We start from the raw sequence: 21,719 nt of genomic DNA on the forward strand, positions 1-21,719 counted from the left end.
AGCTCGTGCTCCGTTACGCGGCCGATGGCGCAAGTTTTGCGAAAATCGTCGGGCATTATAGTAATACGTATTTAGTGCGTGATGTACCAGGATTTTCAGGCTGACGGATCAATGATTTTTCAGGATTCAGTGGGGTTAAAAGTTGCTTTGATACAATAATCCAACGGGATATCACTTTTCTATCTTAATTCAATAACTTTGTCTACCAATAAATACCTACCGCAGGATGATCAATAAAAAGAATCTTATCCGGACCGCTGTTTCGCTTGGCCTATTTCTCGTGATCAGCGTTGTCCTATTTTACCCCCAGTTGCAAGGAAAAATATACAAAGCCGGAGATACGGTCGAATATATGGCCAAAAGTCAGGAAATCCGGGAATTGCGGGAAGAAACCGGCCGGGAAGTCCTTTGGTCTGATGCGATATTTTCAGGGATGCCGTCTTACTTTGTCAGTTTAAAGTACCAGGGAAATGTGCTGAAAACGGTTCAGGATTTGTTCTTCACGATTTTTAAGCGACCCATCGGTTATTTTTTATTGGGGTTGATCGTCATGTTTTTGAGTCTTAAGGCCATGCGAGTCAACCATTGGTTGGCGACGCTCGGCGCGATCGTCGCGGTGTGGTCAGCAAATAATTTTATATTATTTAGTGCTGGCCACATGAGTAAGATCGTGACCATTTTTTATCTGCCTTTACTGCTGAGCGGGATCATTATTTTGTTCCGGAAAAATTATTTGCTGGGTGGAATTTTATTTGCACTGGGCGCTGTCATGTCGATTTTGGCGAATCACCCGCAGATGGTCTATTATTTTGCTTTGGCCATGATACCCTATTTGATTTACAAATTGGTCGAAGGATTGCGGGCTGGTCAGATTGCGACGCTTGGGAAGGTGTACGGTATTTTGATATTGGGGTTGGCGTTGGGTGTCGCATCCAATACCTCCCGCATCTGGACCTCCCTGGAGTACAAGGAAGCGTCGACCCGGGGCGGGTCGGTGCTGGAGCAGGAAGCGCAGACCAATACGACGGAAGGTCTGGGTTGGGAATATGCGATGCAATGGAGCAATGGCACAAACGACCTGTGGGCATCATTGATTCCCGGTGCCGTGGGCGGGGGGAGCCAGGAACCGGTGCCGCATGGTACACAACTCGAAGATCTGCTGCGTCAGAACAATTCGCCCAAGAAAGGCGGCAAATACTTGGGCCCGCTGTATTGGGGTGAATTACCTTTTACTTCCGGACCGATTTACTTTGGAGCGGCTTTGATCCTGGTCTTGGTTTTTGTGTTTCCATTTCTGACTGTGGGCCAGCGTTGGTTGTATGGGGGGGCTACAGTAATGACCATGTTGCTATCGCTGGGAAAGAATGCCGCCTGGTTCAATCATATTTTGTTTGATTATTTTCCGATGTTCAATAATTTTCGGGCGCCCAACAGTGCTTTAAGCATCTTGCCATTGTTTTTGGCTTTCGGAGCCGTCACCGGATTGGATCACTGGCAGCAACAGATCACGTCCCGGAAGATCACCGCCATTCCCAGAGGGTTTTGGATCCGCACCGGTTCGGTAGCGGGGTTGTGTTTGATCATTGCTTTACTTGGTGGCAGTTTGTTTTCCTTTGAAGGCGTCAATGCGCAGAGTTTTGCGCAGCAAAATGTCCTGGATGTGATCAAAGAAGCCCGGCAGGCTTTGCTGAGGCAGGATGCATTTCGCTCATTTTTGATGGCAGTATTGGCAGCTCTTCCTTTGTGGGCCTTTTATAAGAAAAAGCTCAATGTCGGAACTCTTTCTTTGGCATTGGGAGTAGTCTTTCTGATCGATGCGCTGCCGGTCAGTTACCGGTATTTTAATATGGACAATTTTGTGAGTTCGCGGGAATACAATCAGACCTTTACCCCGCGTCCTGTTGATGAACAGATACTTTCCCGGGAGCAGAACAGAGCAGATTACCGGGTACTGGATTATTCAATCAATACTTTCAATTCCAATAGGACCTCCTACTACCACAACACCATCGGGGGGTATCATGCTGTGAAAATGTCCCGGTATCAGGATGTCATCGATGGGTACATCAGCAAAGGGAATCAGCAGGTACTCAATATGCTCAATACCAAATACATCATCAATCAAAACGGAGCGGTTCAACAGAACCCCAATGCGAACGGTGCCGCCTGGTTTGTCCGGAATGTCGATTATGTCAACAGTGCCGATGAAGAATTCAGGCAGTTGGAAAATCTGAACACGGAATCCACCGCGGTGATCAATAGGGAGGCATTTGGTGATGTCCTGGAGGGCAAAACAGAATATTCGGTCGGCACGGTCGAACGGACCCAAAAAATTCCCGATGATATGATCTATCAGACGAATAATACCGGGGAAGGTTTACTTGTTCTTTCGGAGGTGTGGTACGATGGTCCGGGTTGGGCTGCCACCGTAGATGGGGAAGAAGTTCCATTGATTCGGACCGATTTTTTATTGCGTGCCGTGGAGGTGCCCGCCGGAGAACACGAAGTGCGGTTGACTTTTGAGCCTGATAGTTATTATTTGGGCGAGAAAATATCGCTGGGTTCGACGATTTTGTTGTTATTATTAATTGTGTATTATCTTTTTCGTCATGTTCGACCCAATTACCGTAAAGCTTAGTATCGGATTGAAATGAAAAGTAAGAACATAAAAAATGTATTATTTGTCGCTCCTTTCATGGAAAGCTTTATTAAGGGCGACATTAAAATTCTATCCCGTCACTTTAACGTCATCACAAATATATACCCGTGGAAGAATAAAAAATTTACGCTGTGGTATATGCTTCAGCAACTTTGGCTTATCGTATTTAATATGTATAAACTTGATGCTATAGTCGTGTCATTTGGAGGTTATTGGGCTCTCATTCCAGCGATGATGGGACGTGTACTTGGAATTCCAGTTTATATAATTGTTCATGGAACAGACTGTTGTTCTATACCATCGATCAACTATGGGATGCTTCGAAAACAACCGTTAAAGATGGTGTGCGCTTGGTCGTATTCGTTGTCAACCATGATTTTACCTGTCAGTGATTCACTTAAACATACCATCAACACTTATTATGATTCAGCAGATAAGAATGAAAAAACGCAAGGAATACTTCATTTTTTTCCAAAGTTGAAGACTTCTTTTAGAACTATATTTAATGGATTGGATCCCAAATTCTGGATAAAGGATTCTACCAATACAAATAGATCTGAGAACTCCTTTATAACTGTGTTATCTGAAGCTCAGTATAAAAGAAAGGGAGGTGATTTGATAGTCAAAGCAGCGAAAAAGTTTCCTAATGCAACCTTCTATATTGCAGGTACATCTACGATTGATCTGGACGTAGCTCCGCCAGACAATGTGATTTGGTTAGGACGGTTGTCACCAGAAGAATTGAGGATGTATTATCGAAAGTCCACTTTCTATCTGCAATTATCCATATTTGAAGGATTTGGTTGTGCCCTTTGTGAAGCCATGTTAACTGAATGCATACCTATTGGATCTTCGGCCAATATGATTCCTGAAATCATAGGAGACACTGGATTTATCCTGAAAAAAAGAGACATCAGAGAGCTTGAATCAATCCTAAATCATGTACTTTCTATATCAGACAAAGCTAAAATGGGTAAAATGGCACGAGATAAGGTGATCAAAGATTATACTTTTGATATTCGCGAAAGAAAGTTGTTAACCATCTTAACTTAAAAACCATTTTTACATTATTTTCGCCATTTTAATAGCCTGTATATTAATTGATTGAGGTCTGGAGATATTTTGAAATACAGTACGAGTGATGCAATTATAGATAATGTAATTCCGGATTTTAATGCAATCGTAAGTAGTAAATATCCTGTCTTGGGTATAAAGTGACCGACCAAATACGCAAGAATTCCGATCAATAATACCCACACATGCTTCCAAGAAAAAGGTTGCATATCAAATTTTTTCCATACGAAAACAAATTTTAATAGGTTGTAGAGGGTGAGTGAAAGCAAGGTGGCTAATGCTGCACCATTAAGTTGATAAATGGGGATAAAGGTAAAGTTGAAATAAATATTCAAGATGCCGAGTGTTATAACCATGTACAGATTAAAGCTATAAAACGGAGAGTAGTTTATGATCTGGCTATTTAGTCCTGTAGTCATATCAAAAACCTTTGCTATTCCAAGCAATAAAACCACATTTTTACCCATTACCAGCGTATCGTATTTATTGGATAGTCGGAATATATCATCGATAGACACATAAACACAGGTCAATAATGTTATACCTGCAATCATCAATATGAGGGAGGAAGATTTATAAAGCTTATTAACTTCAGCAAATTTCTCAGATTTCATATTTTGCGAAATTATTGGTGAAGCGATACTAGACATGGATTGATAGGGTGTTATAATTACATTGGTTATGTTTTCTGCTATTCCATAAATTCCTGTGCTTCGGAAACTAAGTAAAGTAGCTGTCATTATCGCATCGACTCTAAAAGCAATATTGGAGCCAAAATTTCCAACCATACCATACAGAGAATACCTCACCATGCTCGATATTCGTCTCCTGGTTAAAATGGAGGTCATTGGTTTCAGGTGCAGTTCTCCAATTTTGTGAATATAAATAAGCAATGAGAAGACGATGATCCCATGAATTATTATAAGCCCCCATTTGAATCCCGGAATTGAAATTGTTTGATAGTGAAACAATAGAATTAGTATTGGTAGTCCAATCTTGAAAAACAAGGAATTGACTATGCCGGGTACAACGATCAATCGGAAGTTACTAATGTATTTAGTTAAAATCGTGATTAAAATTAACAAGAAAGTTAATGTAGTGATTTCCAAAATATTGTCTGAAAATACATCAACATCCATTCTCAGCCATTCTAATAAAACGTAGAAATCATTTTTGAATAAAAATAGAATACTCGTCGCCATCAAAAAACTAAGCGTAGCAAGCAGAACAAGCAGCCCTAAAAAACCAAAATGACTTTTATTCTTGTTTTTGAATTCTGGGAAAAATCGGATAACAAGACTATCTATTCCTAAGGATAAAACTGGTCCAATTAAGCCAGCAGTACCGAGCATAAACTTGGCGATACCATACATCGACTCTTCGAGGGGGTAAATAAACAATGTCGAAACAAATCCAATAGTCACTCCCAAATAACTGACTATGGTTTGCTTAATGCCTTGTCGTTTGATCACACCCATTATGTTACTGTTATTTTATTGGTATGATTGGATCAGGAAACATTCAGAAATTTGCATTATTACGTTTGTAAATTCTCTTCTATAAGATTTTCAAAAATTTTGGTTTGGCTTAACCGGGAATAATCAAAAAGGTTAATATTCTGGTCTAAATAAGTAATGTGTAAATCAAAAATGGAGCTAATAACTTCTTTACATTCTGTCTCATTTTCTATTACGAAAGCATTTTCAAAAGGTAGTAGTAAGTTTGCAATTTCACTGTCGGGGTTTGCAAATGCAATAATGGGCTTGTTCAGTGCGATGTAGTCAAAAATCTTGGTTCCTAGTGCATTCGATGACCTATTATTCAATACTAGAATATCACACTGTGCTAAGAGCTTTAGACCCGCTGAATAACCCATAAAACCTGTTTGAATCAAATTTATTTTATGATTGTCATTTCGCAAGCGCTCATTAAATACATTTTCTTTCTTTCCGATTAGATATAGAGTAACAGAAGATGAAACTTGTTGAGCTAAAATTGCATTGAGAAGGATATCAACATCTTGTGGTCGGTAATAAGCAAATTTACCAAAAACACCTATTTTGTAGTTAATGCTCTTTTTTTGAGTCTGGATTTTTGACTCTTTCATTGAGTTGATTAATAGATCATTGAAGCCATTCCTTACAGTTACTATTTTCTTCTGAAGTGATGAACCATAATGCTTTATAAGGTTTTGTTTTTCAGCATTAGTTACTGTTGTGATACAGTCTGCATTTAAAATAGCTTCTTTGTGTTCGTCAAATAACCTGAATAGTAAAAATCTTAGAGTCCGTTTTGCTGAAAATTTTTTATGTTTTTCGTAAAAGCCTTTTGTGTTCAAATATGTATCTCGAAAGTCAATAATATAAGGTATTCCAAACTCCCGTTTGATTAGAGATGACATTTTGAGATAAAAGAATGGTCCCGCAGAATAGATTATTAAATTTGGCTTACCATGACTTTTTATCCTCTCCACAACACCTGTATAGTAAGCCTGATACCATTTGTTCTTTTTCTGGGAAGATGAATGAATATTTATTGTAGTCAACCGATCGTGTGTCAACTGGGTCTCTGATAGTTCTGGATAGAACGAATTATCAGCTTTAAATACAGTTATTATATAACCCTTTTTAAGAAGATATCGAATAAAGTACTCGATCCGTCGGGTGCCTACACCAGCATAAGGAATAAAATAATATGATATTATATAAAGGTGCATTTCAAAAGCATTTAGCTTATTTCGTAAGAGGTAGTTGCTGAATCTGACCTAATTTCCATTCTGATTTAATATTCACTTAGGAGTCAGAACATAGAATATATGATACCTATTCGCATAGTAAGACTCTTTTTTCAGTATATGGGTATGTTTGGATAAAATTGCTTCAAGTTGTTTAGCTGAAGTTGATTTTGACGAATCTACCTCCCAAAAATGTTGATCGGGAAGCTTATTATTTCCAAAGCGTCGAAAAATATTAAAATTGAAACTACGTGAATGCAAGAAACGAAATGAAAAGTCAATATCTAAAAAATTCTTCTTGTTTTGCGGAAGAGAGAGAATAATAGTCCGCGTTGACAGGTGAGATAACTTTTCAATAATATGCTCAAATTCAATAAAAGGCAAGTGCTCAAGCACTTCGCAACACAAGATGGTGTCAAATTCCGAATTATCAAAATAGCTATTGATTTTGGTTATATCTCCTAAGACATCTGGTTTAAGGTTTTCGTTTATATCAAAAGTCGTTAAGTCGTACCCACTCGATTTTATCAAGAAGGAAGTTAATCCATTCCCAGGTCCTATTTCTAAAATGTTTTTGACACCATGCTTTTTGATTAATTCAAATTGATGAATCTGGGAAAGAATCTGTTTCTTTTCAAAATATGCAGATGAGAAATAACAATCTGCTTCTAGGGAGCTCTCCCTTTGCTGTCCTTTTACATCCATAGTGTTACCTTGTTTTTGCGCAAAAAAATATAGCCTTGAATCTATTGTAATATCTGTCGGTGGCCGTACGTCATTAGAAATTATTTCAGATCTTGCCCGTAATCATGGATTATTCAGATAATTACTTATTTCCATTCTTATTACACCACTTGCATTGCCGCTTCCGTACAAATCATTTATATAACGGCCGGGTGTCGTATCCAGTATCTCCTGAAGTATCGACAAATCATCAAAACACAGCGTATTCCATCCGTTTTCCAGCGTTTCTGTCCATTCGGTTTCGGAACGAATGGTGACGCATTGCTTCCGTAAAAAATAAGCCTCTTTCTGCATGCCGCCCGAATCGGTGATTAGTGCATTGGCATTGTATAAATAATTAATATTCTCCAGGTAAGAAGCGGGATCGATAAACCGAATGTTTGTAAAAACTGTCAGATCTATTTGATAACGATTGGCGAGATGGCGGGTCCGGGGGTGTATGGAAAAGATGACTTCCTTATCCAGCGTATTCAATTGTCTGAAAAGCGTTAGCAATCGTTCCGGATCATCGGTGTTGTATGGCCGATGGATCGTGGTGTAGTAATAACCGGGATCTTCATTTTCTGTTATTAACCCCTTGATCTGAACCATCTTCAGTAAATCGTACATCACATCCCCGCACAGGGCGACACCCTTGGTAATCCCTTCCCGGGCCAAATGATGAACAGCGACGTCCGTAGGTGCAAACAATAAGGTGCTGACATGATCCGTGACTACCCGGTTGATTTCTTCCGGCATGGCTCGATTGAAGCTTCGTAATCCGGCTTCCACGTGACCAATGGGAATCTTCATTTTAGAAGCTACGAGCGCACCTGCCAGGGTGCTGTTGGTATCCCCATATAAGAGTACCATATCAGGTCTTTCTTCCTCCAATACCTTTTCCAACCCCATCATAATTTCCGTGGTTTGGGCAGTATGAGACTTGCTGCCGACCTCCAGATTGTACGCCGGCTTATTCATGGCTAATTCATCAAAAAAGACCTTGCTCATATTCTCATCGTAATGTTGCCCGGTATGAACCGTGACCACCTCAAAATAGGGCTTCAGTGCCTCTTCGAGCGGGGCATGTTTTATAAATTGCGGCCGGGCTCCGATTACAACGACGATTTTATGTTTCATCTTTCGAACGATTATTTTTTAAAAGGGTGTTTTGCCAATGGCAATCGGGCCAGGGGGTGTTCGTTACCATCAAGCCCCGTCGTTTCAGCGTTGCGTATTTCATGCACGAGATGGATCGCTGCGGTGGCATCGCTGATCCCAAACCCCTCTCCATCAAGAATGTGTTCGTAGGAACGGGTATGCAATTCGGTAAATCCGCCACTGAATTCAAATTCCTGGTCACCGATTTGCAGCGACCGGTAGGTGCGGGCGCCGGTTTCTTTAATGTGCTCCGGAATGACCTCATAATTAATGCTCAGAAACCATCGCACGCGAGCGCGCTCCAGCTCGAGCAAGCCGGAAGCCCGATCGTGGGTATGCAGGTGAACCGTACTTTTTTGAACCGGTCCAAAAATCCACATTAACATGTCGTAGAAATGAACGCCAATATTGGTCGCGATCCCCCCTGATTTTTCATTTTCACCCTTCCAGCTGGTGTAATACCAGTGGCCCCTCGAGGTCAGGTAGGTCAGGTCGATGTCCCACACCTTATCCGACGGAGCTGCTTCCACCTGTTTTTTGAGTTCGATCACGCTGGGATGCAAGCGAAGCTGGAGAATGCAATAGACTTTTTTATTATGTTCTTTTTCTATCTCCTGCAATGCTGTGGCGTTCCAGGGGTTGAGTACCAGCGGTTTTTCACAGATGACATCTGCCCCGTGCCGCAAACCAAAACGAATGTGCGCGTCGTGCAAATAATTGGGCGAACAGATGGATACATAATCAATGTCCCGCCCCTGGCGCTTAAGTTTTTCGATGTGCCGATCGAATCGCTCATACTCAGTGAAAAAATCCGCTTGCGGAAAATAGCTGTCGATAATTCCCACGGAATCAAATTTGTCCAGCGCGGCAACCAGCTGATTCCCAGTATCCTTGATGGCTTTCATATGCCGGGGGGCAATGTAGCCGGCCGCACCGATGAGCGCAAAATCTTTCATGATCTATTCGATTTTATTGATGCAAACAAATGTATTAAAAATAAATAGGTTTAAGGTTTTAGGAGGTTAGGATTTAGAGGGTTTGGGAGGTTCTTAGATGTTAATAGTTTGTATTCCGGGATGCAAGAGCTCCAGCTCTTGGGCAGAATTGCTTTCCAAAGACAGAGCTTGTGCCACTGACAAGCGGTAAGGCACTTCTTCCCGGGGATACCTACTTATTCCCTATTGATACGCTAAACGCATACGGAGCTGGTCCCCAACGAGTTGGGAGTTGGGGACGGCTACATTTCCATGCTACATTCACGACCGGGCCACTTCATCCAATACCTTTGCCAGCTTTCGGGTGAGATTCCTCCGTTCAAAATCTTCGGTGTGAAATTTAAATTCATACTGACCCCGGGTGAGTTCGTTGAGGCATTTTTCCATGCCCGAAACATCATCGTACTCCACATACCACCCCGAATCCGAATGAGCGATGATCTGCCCGACTTCGCCGTTTTTCGGACCGATCGCAATGATGGGTTTTTGTGTCCCCATGTAATCAAACAGCTTCCCCGTCAGAATTCCTTTGTTGTCCGATACATCGTCCACGACCATCAATAAAGCGTCGGATGCGCAAAGATTTTGGACCAATGTGTCGTGGTCTACGTACCCATGATGGATCACTTTGGAGGTCAAATGAAGATTTTCCACCAATTGATTAAACCCAGCAGAGCTTTTTCCGTAAAGGTGGAGCTCGATGTCGGCATACTTGCCGGTAGGGGCATTAGCCAACACTGTAAGTAATGATTGAGGTATTCGGGTATCGGAAAGAAATCCTGCGTAGGTGATTTTTATTTTTTGACTCTGTGAATTAGTGGCCTGTGGACTGAAGTCTGCCGCATCATAGCCATTGTAAATGACAACGGTATCCTTGCGTTGACCGATTTGATCCAACTCATCTTTGGTCGCTTTGCTTATGGTCACGATCCGGTCTGCTTCCCGAAGAACTCTTCTTTCCAATCGTTCATCGAACTTCCGGGCTACTGCTGCCCTTGGCTCATCTTGATAATAAACGATCGAAGTCCAGGGATCCCGGAAGTCGGCCACCCAGGGTAATTTTGATTTCCGGGCCAACTGCTGAGCAGCCAATTGCAAAGAATGCGGGGGGGAAGAAGAAAAAATCAGATCGATGTTTTCGTCTCTTAGGATTTTTCGGCCTTGCCTGATCGCAAATGGAACCCACCCAACCCGGGCATCGGGAAGGAAAACATTGAATCGGATCCATTTTGACAATCGTGCCATGAAGCCGGTTTTTTTATTCTTGAGCACATAGTTGTCAATCCTGGAGTCTTTTTTTTGTCCACTTACCACCTTATATAGCTGAAAAGGCTCCAATGCTTTGGTTTTGTAAACCTTCGTTCCGTCCGGGATGTCGTGGACCAGACTGGCATCCATGGCCGGGTATTCTCCATTCTCAACTGTGAGAATCACCGGTTCCCAACCAAATTCCCGCAGGTATTTGGTGAATTTAAGGACCCGCTGAACCCCGGGTCCGCCAGCCGGTGGCCAGTAATAGGTGATGATCAGTACTTTTTTAGTTGGTCTTTTGCTTGGCATGGGTGTTTTTTCTGGAAATCAGATGGTTCCTAATCCGGTCCTTCCGTTTTTTGTAATTGGTGATAAAGATCGATAATCTTTTCTGAAAAGACCTTCCAGCTGTACTTGGGTTTTTCCTGCTGCATGGTGAGACTGAAAGGTTTCCGCCGGTTGTTCTCGAAGTAATCCGCTATGCAATGAGCGATATCTTCGGGGTCTTTTTCCGTCACGTAGCCTGTTTTTTGGTGCAGGACCACTTCACCCAGCCCACCAACATCGGTGACCAGTATGGGGCATTCAAAATGATAGGCGATCTGGGAAACACCGCTTTGGCTGGCTGTCTTGTATGTTTGTATGATCAGGTCTGCTGCCGAGAAATAATATTTGATTTCAGAAGTGGGAATAAAGTGATCTATGATCGTGACCTGATCACCAATTCCCAGTTCATCAATAATAGTATCATATTTTTCCCGGGGCTCATAAAATTCTCCGACGACCAAAAGGTGGATATTGAGATTTTTGACCACCGGTTTACTCAAAGCCTGCAGCGTGAGATCGAGTCCCTTGTAGTCCCGGACCAATCCAAAAAACAACATATAGTGGGTATTTTCATCGAGGTCGAGGTGGTCCCGAGCTTCGTTTTGGGAAATTATTTCCCCCAGATTTTTATTAATGGGATGAGGGTAGGAGGTTTTAGGTTTGTTTGTGAATTCGTCGAGTTCTCGAAGTGTCGTTTTGGACAGTGTGATAAACCCATCAAAAGAGCCCGTAAAATAGGTGGTCAGCGCACGGTCTCCAGGTCTTTTTTCATGGGGAATAACATTGTCGCACATGGCGATGGTTTGGATGCTTTTGTCCAGGCGCCGGACGATGGTCCCCAGGGCAGGGGCAAAATAGGGCATCCAGTAACGCACGATCACCAGATCTGGTTTCATCGTATTAATTCGGCGGGCAACCTGAAACCAGTTGACGGGGTTCAGGGCATGGATCATCCGGTCAATATCATACGGGTAGGTGTTTGGTTCGGTATTGTACTGACTTTTTCCGGGAAACAAAAAATCCGGGTATTGGACCGTAAAAGTGATGATGGATGCATCGTGGCCATTTTCATTGAGTGATTGACACAAGGATTCGTTGGTATCTGCGATTCCTCCGCGGTAGGGGTAGGCGGGACCTATAATAATTATTCTCATGAATTTTTTAGCGTCTTTAAAAATGCGATGATTTAACGAACATCCCTATTTTAGATCACATATATATAAGGTGTCCTTAAAAGGTGCAAGATACCATTTTCATCCTAAAGACCCGACCGGAACGAACTGTATTGAGCAAAGGGCGTAGAACGGGTCGATAGGGGGTGGCCGCCTTTCTCTGGCCTGCTGATCATCTACCACCATCGCCCCTTTAGGGCTCAGAAAAGGCTCGTTTATCCATTCGATGGGTGCAGCCCTTCGGTTGGGATCGAAACAAATTGAGTAAGGGGTATGAGCCCTGACGGGGCGATGTGTCTAGAAATCTTTTTTCTTCGAGACCCAGACCAACCTCCATACTGGTAATACGGTCCACAAAACAAGTACCCCCAGCGAAGTAAATAACCCCAAATTCGTTCCGAAAAACTGCTTAAATACCGCGCCCGTATAACCCAGTAACGCCGATATATCGAGCTTCAGTAAAATGAGAATCCGGGACAAATCAATTGGATTGAACATGGTGGCAATCAAAGAAAATTTGTCCAGCGGGTATTGCTCAAACATGACCAACGTCAATAGAAATAACCCGTCAAAGATCACGGCCATAAACAACCACAACAATACCGCATACCCGAATCCTTTGATTTTATTTTCATTGGACAAGGCTATATTAAAGGCCAGCGCGGTGAAAATAAACGTAAGGAAAGCACCCGTGATCAGTAACAAACTAAAATCCCAGATCGCATTGCTCTGAAACAGCCCATATAACACAAAAGGAATACCCAGCCCCAAAACCAAACTCAAAGACAGTGATACGGCTACGCCCAGGTATTGACCCAGAAAGATATTGGATCGTTTTATGGGTTGGGCCAGGAGCAACTCTGTAAATTCCCGGGAGTTGTAATAGTACATGATTCCGAAAATGGTCCCGATCAGCGGCACCAAAACAATGATCACGTTCATCATGGTGATCACGGCTTTTGATAGATCGTTGTTCAGGAAAAGCAGCATAAAGCCCAGCGCCAGGTAAAATATGAAGTAAACATAACTCCACCGGCTGCGCATCAGGTCAAAAAAACTGTATTTTAATATTTTACCCATGATTCTTCTTTGTTCATTGAGATGGCGGCGATTGCATGTTCAAAATTATCCTGGCTGGTCTTTAGTTTCAATTCAGCTATGGATCCTTTGAAATAAATCTTGCCCTCGAGTAAATAAATGATTTCGTCAGCGATCTCTTCCACAAATTGCATAATGTGCGAAGTCACCAAGATGGTCTTTCCGGCTTGTCTTTCCCGGTGGATCATTTCCTTGAGAATGATCAATGAGGCCGGGTCAAGCCCGGTAGTGGGTTCGTCCAGGATAAGCAGCGGACTGTCAAACATGAAAGCAAGCAAAATATTTACTTTTTGCTTGGTACCGCCCGATAGCGTGCTCAGTTTTTTGTCCAGAAAGGGCTCCAGGTTAAATTTATTGATCAACGGAGCTTCAACAGCGGGTTTTTGCCGCAGATCTTTGATCATCCGGATGAGTTCATTGACCCGAAGGTTGCCGGGAAATTGAGCGATCTGCGGCATATAATTTATTTTTTGGCGGTATTTCCAGCTTTCTCTCACCGAAACATCGTTTATGGAGATTTCACCGGAATCCGGAATTACCATGCCGAGGATACTTTTGATCAGCGTCGTTTTTCCGGAACCATTGGGTCCAAGGATGGCAAAAATACCTCCTTCCTGGATTGTTACATCCAGCGCATTGAGGACCTTGTTTTGTCCAAAGCTTTTGTAAAGACTATGTATCGATATCATGGATTCCTTTGTTGATTGCATTATTGTCTGGTTCATATTAAGGATCGGCTAGTCGGGTGGCAAATCGCTTTGAAATGGTTTCATCAATGGCGTCGGATCCATCAGATTATCGGGCGTGAATACCGGCGACACTTTTTCAGAAAAATCGATTAAATCCATAAACAGACTTCTGAGTAAAATAATCGTCTCCGGTGTTTTATTCACAATGTATGAAAACAAATTCACGGGCCGGAAAGGGACATCCCCCAAGCCGTCCCTATCCAGGTCATAGCCCGTATAATTGCTCCAGTAGTTCTTTTCGAAAACATTGTCATTGAGATTGCTGTTATAGGACAAGTCGAAAGAGTTGTGTAAAAAGTTGTTCTTCGTGAAGACATTGGTATAGATGGCTCCCCGGATTTTTAGTGCCCAGCCATTATCTTTAAATTCATTGTTCTGATAATTAATCCGGTTGGTGCCTTCGACGTTGATTCCGATCGTGTTTTTGATAAACTTGTTGCCGATAATTTCTGCATCGTTGATTTCTTTCAATAAAAGTCCGTACGAAGAAGCGCCCCAGTTATTCATAAAGGTGTTGTGCCGCATGTCGATGTGTTTGGAAAACATGACCGCGACTCCTGCGCCATTTTGTTCGAAGGTGTTCCGCTCATACTGGTCGTGGTTCGAAAACATAAAATGAAGACCATACCGGATGTTGTGGTGACTATAGTTGTTTCTGATGACGCAACTGTCGGCAAACTCAAAGTAAATGCCATCCCGGGCTTGTTCGATCTCGTTGCCTTCGATCAAGACGTGCTGGGCATACCACAGGTGGATGCCATTGCCCGATCCAAACTCATTGGTCGCATGTCCGTTCAGATAATTGTTTCGAATGATCCCATGGTGAGATTTTTGGAGATAGATGCCAAAAAGAAAATCTTCCAGAATCAGATTTTGAAGTATGAAATCTCGACTTTTGATAATGCGTATCGCTGCGTGGTCTTTGGTATAACTCGTCTCTACATGGCGAATCACAAATCCGTCCAGGGTGACACTATCCGATGTGATTTGTACGATTTCTCCCTTGTTTTCTCCATCGATAATCGGTTGGCCGATACCAAGTAGATAGAGGGGTTTGTTAATAACTATGTTGTATTCCGGGTAAGTCCCAGCTGCCACCTGTACCGTATCGTACGGGGAGGCCTGGTCAATGCCTGCTTGTAAGGTTGTCACGGGACAGGTGGCGCATACTTCGATCGTGTCAGCCCGCAGTTGCCCGACGAACAAGGTGCTTAGAGCAAAAATAAAAATATCAAGAATGTGTTTTTGTAGTAGCATTTTCAATAATTCGGGGTTGGATAAACCAGAAGTATGAACAAGAAACTCCTGATGCCCATACCATCTTGGCATTAAATGTTTTCATTTCTGGCACCTCCAAAATGATCCAGGTGCTCAGACATCATCAATCATCGACAATTTATAATCAATGATTAATAACTCCTTCGGTATCCTTGAAGTAACTGGTCAGCTCGTTCCAGGTGTATAAAGTGCCATCATTTACACTTTGTAATTTTACCGCGTCGTCATGGCTGATTGTGCCGGATAGAAAAGCCCCCATCGGACTGGGAATATTCTCACTAATCAGAAAAGTAGACGCCGTCGCATCCACCAGTGTCCCGGGTTCGTTATAATCATTGATCAGATAGAACTTCACTGTGGAATCGTCGATGGTCTTTCTGTAATTCATCATGCATTCGATCGCGTCAAATTTATAGGCTCGTCCTTTCTGAGTGACTATTTCAGCCCCATGTTGCTTGTCCACGATGGTCATATGACAGTATTCGCACATGTCCGAACCGTAATCGATCGGCTGAGGCTCTATGCTACAGGCGAGTACAGTGGCTATAAACAAGCAATAAAAAACAAGATTCTTCATGACTCAAATTATTGTTTGTCAATGATTAATTTTTTGCCCACTCTTTTCGGCCCACGAAAAAAGAAACAAAAGTCAATGCCATCCCGACAAACATCATATATCCTCCTGTGCTGGGATAGGAGTACACATCAAAATTAAGCATTTTCTGATAACCAAATAGGGGGGGCTTGTAAGTCATCGGAGTGCCGTCCGGATGCGTGAGTTTCATGATCGCATGCGGATCGAGATTGCTGCCATAGTCTGTCAGCCAGATATTGAAGTCATAGACTCCCAGGATTCCAAGCACCGACATGAGAATAAACCATCCCAGGAACCAGCCCGGTCCCACTTTGGCCAGGAAACCTAAGATTCCGATTAAAATTCCCAGTCCGATCATAATTCCCACCACGTAAGGAAATACCTCAAATTCCCACATTTCACCTTCCTTGGGGAGGGTTTGCATGCCGATGTAATGGTTGAGCCCATCAATGTTTTGAATGTCAAATTCCTCTTCCCCCGCCAGTTTGTTAATGTGTATATTCATTCCGAGTGGATCCGGATACTGGGGTGCACCCAATCTGATGTTCCACAATGGAAATACGAACAGTCCTATCAGGAGGGCTGCACCTATGATCATTAAAATTCCTCCTTTTTTCATACTTTAAGTTTTGGAAAGTAGTTTCTGCATCCTGTTGTTTTCCAACCGGTTTATCTGGTCTGGTTGTACGGATAAAATAAGAAAAGTGGGGCAGGTCCTAAAGATGCCCTGACCCACTTAACTATTGAAAACACTACTTCTTTATCTAATAACAAGGTTTTTTATCATTCCCCTAATGACCAGGATAGCTCCACGTCGCTGTCGGCGGGTGAAACCCGGATCAGTCCTTGCATCTCTTGGTGTAGCGCACTGCAGAAATCGGTACAATAGAATGGCCAAATTCCGACCTTTTTGGGTTCCCAGACCATGGTTTCTGTTTGGCCGGGCATGATCAGTAATTCGGAGTTGTTCGCACCCATCATGGCAAATCCATGAGGCACATCAAAGTCTTGCTCCAGGTTGGTTATGTGGAAGTAAACTTTGTCGCCGACCTTGATTCCTTCGATATTATCCGGATTCAGGTGACTTCGGATCATGGTCATGTATATATGGACATTGTTCCCATCCCGTTCGATGCGGACATCGCCATCGTTCGTCGTAGCGTGTGGATGTTCGTTTTCGGCCAGCTTGTAGATTTTTTTGGATTTGGACATGATCATATCAGCAGGAATCATGGACGCATAATGGGGTTCGCCGATGGTCGGAAAATCCAGGAGTAGTTCCATTTTGTCGCCAGTGATATCGTATAGCTGTGCCGAGTGGTTCATTTCTGGTCCGGTGGGCAGATAACGATCCTTGGTGATCTTGTTCATAGCCACCATGTATTTACCCCAGGGTTTTTGTGAGTTTCCACCGGGTATACTCAAGTGACCTACTGAATAATAGGTTGGCTTTCGATCCAGGATCTCCCAGGTACCTACTTTCCATTTGACGACTTCTGAAGAAATAAAGAAAGTGGTGTATGCATTTCCGTTATTATCGAACTCTGTGTGAAGCGGTCCGAGTCCCGGCTGCACGACGGTTCCACCCAGTACATCTTCAAAATTCAGGATCGGAATACCGTAGGCTTCCCCATCAAATTTTTCATTTTCGATGGCGTCCAGCATTTTAGAGAACGAATGGACTGTCAGATCAGCGGACAGCTTGCCATTCCCGACGATATATTCACCCGTAGGATCTACGTCACAACCGTGTGGTGATTTTGGAGTGGGCAGGAAATAAACCAGCCCCGGAAGTTCCCGTGCGTCCAGGACGCGTACTTCCTTTTTGATCGTAGAGGTAGCGGTATGGGTATGTTCATCATAAATATTGTGCGCATATTCGGTGGCTTCTGTCGTAAAATCACCATTCTCAATATATTCTTCGGCCTTTTTCCAGTTGATGGCAGCAATAAAGTCCTTGTCGTTTTGAGACGCATTGACTTCCAGGAGGGTGTGCGCTTCTTCGGTGTTGTAGGTCGTTACAAAATACCACCCGTGCGATTTGCCCCGGCCCGGGTGAGCCAGATCGTAGTCAAAGCCAGGGACCCGGATTTGGAAAGAGAGATCCATTTCGCCGTTGTCCTGATCGACGCTGAGAAATGAAAAGCTGGCCCCGAAATTACCTTTACGGTCTGCAATCGGCATGTCTTTTTGAGGAATAGGTATGCCAAAACGCGTGCCGGCGATCACGTATTCCGTGTTTTCAGTCACGAAGGCTGAACTGTGGTTTCCGGCGCTGTTCGGCAATTCAATAATTTCGGCGGTTTCAAAAGTTTCCAGATCAATTCGAGCTACGCGGGGTGTATTGTTGCCGTTCATAAAGACCCATCGGCCGTCAAGTTCTCCATTGGTCTGAGAGATGTCCGGGTGGTGGGTGTCGTCCCATGGAATGAAGCCGTGTGTGGTGTTGAGCATCGGCTTGGTTTCTTCGTTGTACCCATAGGCCTTTTCAGGATCCTGAGAAAACACCGGAATCACTTTGAGCAATCTTCCTGAAGGAATCCCATATACCGAAAGCTGACCACTAAATCCACCGGACAGGAAGCCGTAAAATTCGTCATACTCTCCAGGCGGTATATAGGTGCGTTCTGCAGCATTGGCAGTCAGTGCACCGCTGGACTTTTGGCCCTGATTATTGCAGCTGGTCAATCCGATGACCAGGGCTGCGCTTATAAGGATTAAAAAATTGAATGTTTTCATAATGTGTTATTTAAAAGAATACTGCGTAAATAATTTGTGTGTTATTCATTGTCAGGAGGTAACATCACCTGATCTATCACGTGGACAATGCCATTGCTGGCGGGGATACTGGCTATGATTTTTGCTCCGCTAACATAGACGTCATCCCCTTTGACTTCTACCGGTGCGTTTTGATTATTCGCTTGCCCTACTTTTTTGAATTTTTTCAAAAAATCTTTGCTGTAGTTGCCGGGTGTAACGTGGTACTTCAGAATGTTGGCCAGCTGATCCTTGTTTTCTGGTTTAAGTAGATTCTCTACCGTTCCTTCGGGCAACGCATCAAAAGCTGTATTAGTCGGAGCAAAGACCATCAAGGGGCCCGCATTGACCAGTGCGTTTTCCAGATCTGCGGCTTGGACTGCAGCGACCAGGGTCGTATGGTCCTTCGATTGCATGGCCACCTGCAGCACATTGGGATCCGATACGTCATCTTCCACGAAGGCCTGACCTTGTTCTTTTGATAGGGTGGCAGAGGGTGTGTTTCTGCTGGCTTCTTCACCGGATTGATCGGCATTATTGCATTGTGTGAAAAACAATAGTGCTACAGGGAAAGCAACGAAAGCCTTCCAATTCATAGGTCTTTTCATAATTATATGGTTTAGGCGTGTATTTATAGCGTCCTAAAGTACTCCAGAATGGCTCGGGCTTGATCTTCCGTTAAATTCTGATTGGCCATCGGAGAACCATTAAACTCCATCAACAGATCTTTGGCCAGCGGGTCTTCTTTGATCATGACCTCGGGGTTTAGAATCATATTCATGACCCATTCCGGTGATCTTCGATCCAAAATGTCTTTTGGAGCTGGACCGATGAACTTTGAGTCAGGTTTGTGGCAGGCAATACACATCTGATCAAAAACTTTTTTGCCTTCCACAGCCAGTTTTCGGTCTATTTCGGGATCGAGGGTGACCGACGTCACGGGACCCACGCCCTTGTTCTCCAGATCAATTCGTTCGGAAGCTTTGACCTTTGATTTGGGGGACTCCGTGGATGTCTCCGCTCCGGAAGTAGTACTGGATGAAGAAGAATCTCCTTCACCACTGCCTCCACAGCTGAGTATTAAAAATCCGAGAACGGGTAAAATGAATTTTGCAAGTGTTTTCATGGTATGTAGTGGTTTTGATTTCAAGTGTAAAGATAATTAAGGATATAGAGGTATTTTATGATTCAGATCATAAAATGGATAAAAAGACCAAAAACTCCTAAATAATTTTTCCGAATGGTTGTTGCTACAAGATGTGGGGTAGGGTCTTTGCTGAGCATTGTGCGGATACTTTTCGCAAGAGGCGACTTCATGTAAGTTTATTCAACATAAGGAGTTATCGGGCGAAAAACACCTGAGGGATAATGCTCAAATGAAGAATAAACCCAATGGGAGCAGACGGGAACCATGCCATGCAGCGGTGGAAAATCTGGTGTAACGGATGGGTTTTCTTACCAGAAAGGAAAGGGCATACTGATCGAGTCGATAAATTTTCCCGTTCATTCTGAATAACGACCGATTATTATATAGCGTAGTAAATTATCGGTACATATTATATATTTACACCAGTGGTTCATTCTCGATCCGCGCAAGCTAAACGCGGCAAATTATTTTGAAGGTTTTTTTCTTGATTAGATAACCTCCATGAAGAGGACCCCAAAAGAAACAAATTGTAAACCCCGAATGAATCAGGTTAAATGGAATTGCAACCAGTGAGTGCAGTTCCATTTTTTTTAGTGCTCCCATTGACAAAACATTATTGGCGGATTCTTATATACCAGCTTTTTATCCTCAAAATCCGAATGAAGCTACGGTTGTTTTTCGAGCCAACCCTCACATGGGATTCGCCGTTCCTCGCCAAGGATCTGATGGATTTATGGGGACACGACTTAGCCCGCTTTATTCGGCACGTCAATCTATTGTGACACATAATGCACAGTGTGTCAATTACTTAAACCCCAAAATTGGGCGTGTTGCACAGCCCGATTTTGGGTGAGGTTTGACTTTTGATTCATACATTATCCTCGGGACAGAGCCCCTCTTACAGTCAAGGCGGGGGCAGGTCGGTTCTCTCATCCTACCACCCAAAATGAGGGTATTATGGTTCCCTCATAAATCAAACGCCATGAAATTGCGGGTTAGGAACTTTTCTCGGTCGATTTCTCGATTTGTCAATAAATAGCCTCGTCAATACTGTACGTAATGTGTAAATCGAAGCACTCGCATTTTTGTGTCAATCTTTCGTGGTGACTCGTAGCCATGGACATTCAGTAAGAACAATGTGAGTTATGAAGTGTATTCCAATCCGAATTCTATTTCATCACAGGACTGCATTGCACATTCAAATCCAGCCACGTTTGTAAAAATACAGGGCAGTTGCAAGGAGTAGGTTTTTAATTCATACCTGTGGACACTGGGTTTATGGGAGTTTCATCTTCAATGTGGGCAACAGGGAATGTTATTTCGATGGATACAAAGGTAATAGCGGGGTTGGCCGGGGCAAAGATTGATCAAAGTCACCTTTTATGGGAGCCAATTATTATGCTGTAAAGTTTATTTGAAAATTTATGAAAAAAAATATAATTCTGTTGTAAGCTCCAAAAAGATTATATCAACTGCATGTATGGGAATATGTTAAAATAATAGGTAGGATAAAGTCTTTTTTGTATATTAGTTGTCCTTTTCGAAAATAGGCTTTTCTGAAATTATTTTCAGAAAAGTTTGGTGGTGTGGAATATTAATTCCTATATTTGCACTCGCTTTTGAAGAAAAGTTCTTTGATAGATTGGGAGAAAGAAAGGTAAGAAACCAAGTTTTTTAAAAAATGAGAGTTTCGATAACGAAAAGCAAATTTTTGCTAGTTAGAGAGTCATGAATTGATCAGACAGCACAATAAGTATTGCATTGAGATCTTCGGATCTTGGTGTTTCAATATACGAACAACAATACAATGGAGAGTTTGATCCTGGCTCAGGATGAACGCTAGCGGGAGGCTTAATACATGCAAGTCGTACGGTAACAGAGGAGCTTGCTCCTGCTGACGAGTGGCGGACGGGTGAGTAACGCGTACACGATCTACCTATAAGTCTGGGATAGTCACTGGAAACGGTGAATAATATCGGATGTGGATACCGAGCTGCAT

Annotated in this window: 17 protein-coding genes and 1 rRNA gene; 3 read left to right on the plus strand and 15 right to left on the minus strand. The window is 42.9% G+C overall.

What is annotated here, in order from left to right:
- Positions 1-226: 226 nt before the first annotated feature.
- Both KUV50_RS17305 and KUV50_RS17310 read left to right on the plus strand, forming a co-directional pair.
- Positions 227-2,638 carry a YfhO family protein gene (locus KUV50_RS17305; RefSeq protein ID WP_222581449.1) on the plus strand — a complete coding sequence of 804 codons (2,412 nt, stop codon included), beginning with the start codon at positions 227-229 and terminating at the stop codon, positions 2,636-2,638.
- A gap of 12 nt (positions 2,639-2,650) precedes the next feature.
- Entirely contained in the window at positions 2,651-3,712 is a 1,062-nt protein-coding gene (locus KUV50_RS17310; RefSeq protein WP_222581450.1) for a glycosyltransferase family 4 protein, read from the plus strand.
- Positions 3,713-3,726: 14 nt separating this feature from the next.
- On the opposite strand, the gene KUV50_RS17315 is transcribed toward KUV50_RS17310, so the two are convergent.
- The 15 genes from KUV50_RS17315 to KUV50_RS17385 all read right to left on the minus strand — a co-directional run bounded on the left by KUV50_RS17315 (position 3,727) and on the right by KUV50_RS17385 (position 19,699).
- On the minus strand, positions 3,727-5,211 hold the full coding sequence (locus KUV50_RS17315) for a lipopolysaccharide biosynthesis protein (RefSeq protein ID WP_222581451.1): 1,485 nt from the start codon (positions 5,209-5,211) through the stop codon (positions 3,727-3,729).
- 59 nt (positions 5,212-5,270) lie between these two features.
- A complete protein-coding gene (locus tag KUV50_RS17320; RefSeq protein WP_222581452.1) occupies positions 5,271-6,449 on the minus strand; it encodes a glycosyltransferase in 1,179 nt (392 codons plus the stop codon).
- Between the two features lie 72 nt (positions 6,450-6,521).
- Positions 6,522-7,172, minus strand: coding sequence for a class I SAM-dependent methyltransferase (locus KUV50_RS17325; RefSeq protein ID WP_222581453.1), 651 nt, complete (start codon positions 7,170-7,172; stop codon positions 6,522-6,524).
- 102 nt (positions 7,173-7,274) lie between these two features.
- Positions 7,275-8,330 (minus strand): non-hydrolyzing UDP-N-acetylglucosamine 2-epimerase, encoded by a 1,056-nt coding sequence (gene wecB / locus KUV50_RS17330; RefSeq protein ID WP_222581454.1) that lies wholly within the window; start codon positions 8,328-8,330, stop codon positions 7,275-7,277.
- Positions 8,331-8,341: 11 nt separating this feature from the next.
- Positions 8,342-9,307 carry a Gfo/Idh/MocA family oxidoreductase gene (locus KUV50_RS17335; RefSeq protein WP_222581455.1) on the minus strand — a complete coding sequence of 322 codons (966 nt, stop codon included), beginning with the start codon at positions 9,305-9,307 and terminating at the stop codon, positions 8,342-8,344.
- 300 nt (positions 9,308-9,607) lie between these two features.
- Positions 9,608-10,906 carry a glycosyltransferase family 4 protein gene (locus tag KUV50_RS17340; RefSeq protein ID WP_222581456.1) on the minus strand — a complete coding sequence of 433 codons (1,299 nt, stop codon included), beginning with the start codon at positions 10,904-10,906 and terminating at the stop codon, positions 9,608-9,610.
- 29 nt (positions 10,907-10,935) lie between these two features.
- The gene (locus tag KUV50_RS17345) at positions 10,936-12,078 is read right to left on the minus strand and encodes a glycosyltransferase (protein WP_222581457.1); all 1,143 of its coding nucleotides are present in this window, start codon (positions 12,076-12,078) and stop codon (positions 10,936-10,938) included.
- 315 nt (positions 12,079-12,393) lie between these two features.
- Complete coding sequence (locus tag KUV50_RS17350) at positions 12,394-13,176, minus strand: ABC transporter permease (RefSeq protein WP_222581458.1); 783 nt, start codon at positions 13,174-13,176, stop codon at positions 12,394-12,396.
- Positions 13,161-13,883: an ABC transporter ATP-binding protein gene (locus KUV50_RS17355; protein ID WP_222581459.1), complete on the minus strand. Its 723-nt coding sequence runs from the start codon at positions 13,881-13,883 to the stop codon at positions 13,161-13,163. The genes KUV50_RS17350 and KUV50_RS17355 overlap by 16 nt, the downstream gene beginning before the upstream one ends.
- 48 nt (positions 13,884-13,931) lie before the next feature.
- A complete protein-coding gene (locus tag KUV50_RS17360) occupies positions 13,932-15,200 on the minus strand; it encodes a nitrous oxide reductase family maturation protein NosD (RefSeq protein WP_222581467.1) in 1,269 nt (422 codons plus the stop codon).
- Between the two features lie 145 nt (positions 15,201-15,345).
- Positions 15,346-15,798, minus strand: a complete 453-nt coding sequence (locus KUV50_RS17365) for a nitrous oxide reductase accessory protein NosL (RefSeq protein ID WP_222581460.1) — start codon at positions 15,796-15,798, stop codon at positions 15,346-15,348.
- 25 nt (positions 15,799-15,823) lie between these two features.
- Positions 15,824-16,435 (minus strand): hypothetical protein, encoded by a 612-nt coding sequence (locus KUV50_RS17370; protein WP_222581461.1) that lies wholly within the window; start codon positions 16,433-16,435, stop codon positions 15,824-15,826.
- A 164-nt stretch (positions 16,436-16,599) separates the two neighbouring features.
- Positions 16,600-18,555: a Sec-dependent nitrous-oxide reductase gene (nosZ, locus tag KUV50_RS17375; RefSeq protein WP_222581462.1), complete on the minus strand. Its 1,956-nt coding sequence runs from the start codon at positions 18,553-18,555 to the stop codon at positions 16,600-16,602.
- Between the two features lie 41 nt (positions 18,556-18,596).
- Positions 18,597-19,181, minus strand: coding sequence for a fasciclin domain-containing protein (locus KUV50_RS17380; protein ID WP_222581463.1), 585 nt, complete (start codon positions 19,179-19,181; stop codon positions 18,597-18,599).
- Positions 19,182-19,204: 23 nt separating this feature from the next.
- Positions 19,205-19,699 carry a c-type cytochrome gene (locus KUV50_RS17385; protein ID WP_222581464.1) on the minus strand — a complete coding sequence of 165 codons (495 nt, stop codon included), beginning with the start codon at positions 19,697-19,699 and terminating at the stop codon, positions 19,205-19,207.
- Positions 19,700-21,524: 1,825 nt separating this feature from the next.
- Between KUV50_RS17385 and KUV50_RS17390 the strand changes: the two genes are divergently transcribed.
- Positions 21,525-21,719: ribosomal RNA gene (locus tag KUV50_RS17390) — 16S ribosomal RNA — on the plus strand; the annotation flags it as partial.

Source organism: Membranihabitans marinus, from assembly GCF_019802045.1.
GTDB lineage: Bacteria > Bacteroidota > Bacteroidia > Chitinophagales > Saprospiraceae > Membranihabitans > Membranihabitans marinus_A.

Bases quoted from the DNA above. Each gene is read 5' to 3' on its own strand.
- KUV50_RS17335 (WP_222581455.1), bottom strand. From the start codon at position 9,307: ATGAAAGATTTTGCGCTCATCGGTGCGGCCGGCTACATTGCCCCCCGG.
- KUV50_RS17350 (WP_222581458.1), bottom strand. From the start codon at position 13,176: ATGGGTAAAATATTAAAATACAGTTTTTTTGACCTGATGCGCAGCCGG.
- KUV50_RS17305 (WP_222581449.1), top strand. From the start codon at position 227: ATGATCAATAAAAAGAATCTTATCCGGACCGCTGTTTCGCTTGGCCTA.
- KUV50_RS17340 (WP_222581456.1), bottom strand. From the start codon at position 10,906: ATGCCAAGCAAAAGACCAACTAAAAAAGTACTGATCATCACCTATTAC.
- KUV50_RS17360 (WP_222581467.1), bottom strand. From the start codon at position 15,200: ATGCTACTACAAAAACACATTCTTGATATTTTTATTTTTGCTCTAAGC.
- KUV50_RS17355 (WP_222581459.1), bottom strand. From the start codon at position 13,883: ATGATATCGATACATAGTCTTTACAAAAGCTTTGGACAAAACAAGGTC.
- wecB (WP_222581454.1), bottom strand. From the start codon at position 8,330: ATGAAACATAAAATCGTCGTTGTAATCGGAGCCCGGCCGCAATTTATA.
- KUV50_RS17345 (WP_222581457.1), bottom strand. From the start codon at position 12,078: ATGAGAATAATTATTATAGGTCCCGCCTACCCCTACCGCGGAGGAATC.
- KUV50_RS17320 (WP_222581452.1), bottom strand. From the start codon at position 6,449: ATGCACCTTTATATAATATCATATTATTTTATTCCTTATGCTGGTGTA.
- KUV50_RS17385 (WP_222581464.1), bottom strand. From the start codon at position 19,699: ATGAAAACACTTGCAAAATTCATTTTACCCGTTCTCGGATTTTTAATA.
- nosZ (WP_222581462.1), bottom strand. From the start codon at position 18,555: ATGAAAACATTCAATTTTTTAATCCTTATAAGCGCAGCCCTGGTCATC.
- KUV50_RS17315 (WP_222581451.1), bottom strand. From the start codon at position 5,211: ATGGGTGTGATCAAACGACAAGGCATTAAGCAAACCATAGTCAGTTAT.
- KUV50_RS17370 (WP_222581461.1), bottom strand. From the start codon at position 16,435: ATGAAAAAAGGAGGAATTTTAATGATCATAGGTGCAGCCCTCCTGATA.
- KUV50_RS17325 (WP_222581453.1), bottom strand. From the start codon at position 7,172: ATGGATGTAAAAGGACAGCAAAGGGAGAGCTCCCTAGAAGCAGATTGT.
- KUV50_RS17380 (WP_222581463.1), bottom strand. From the start codon at position 19,181: ATGAAAAGACCTATGAATTGGAAGGCTTTCGTTGCTTTCCCTGTAGCA.
- KUV50_RS17310 (WP_222581450.1), top strand. From the start codon at position 2,651: ATGAAAAGTAAGAACATAAAAAATGTATTATTTGTCGCTCCTTTCATG.
- KUV50_RS17365 (WP_222581460.1), bottom strand. From the start codon at position 15,798: ATGAAGAATCTTGTTTTTTATTGCTTGTTTATAGCCACTGTACTCGCC.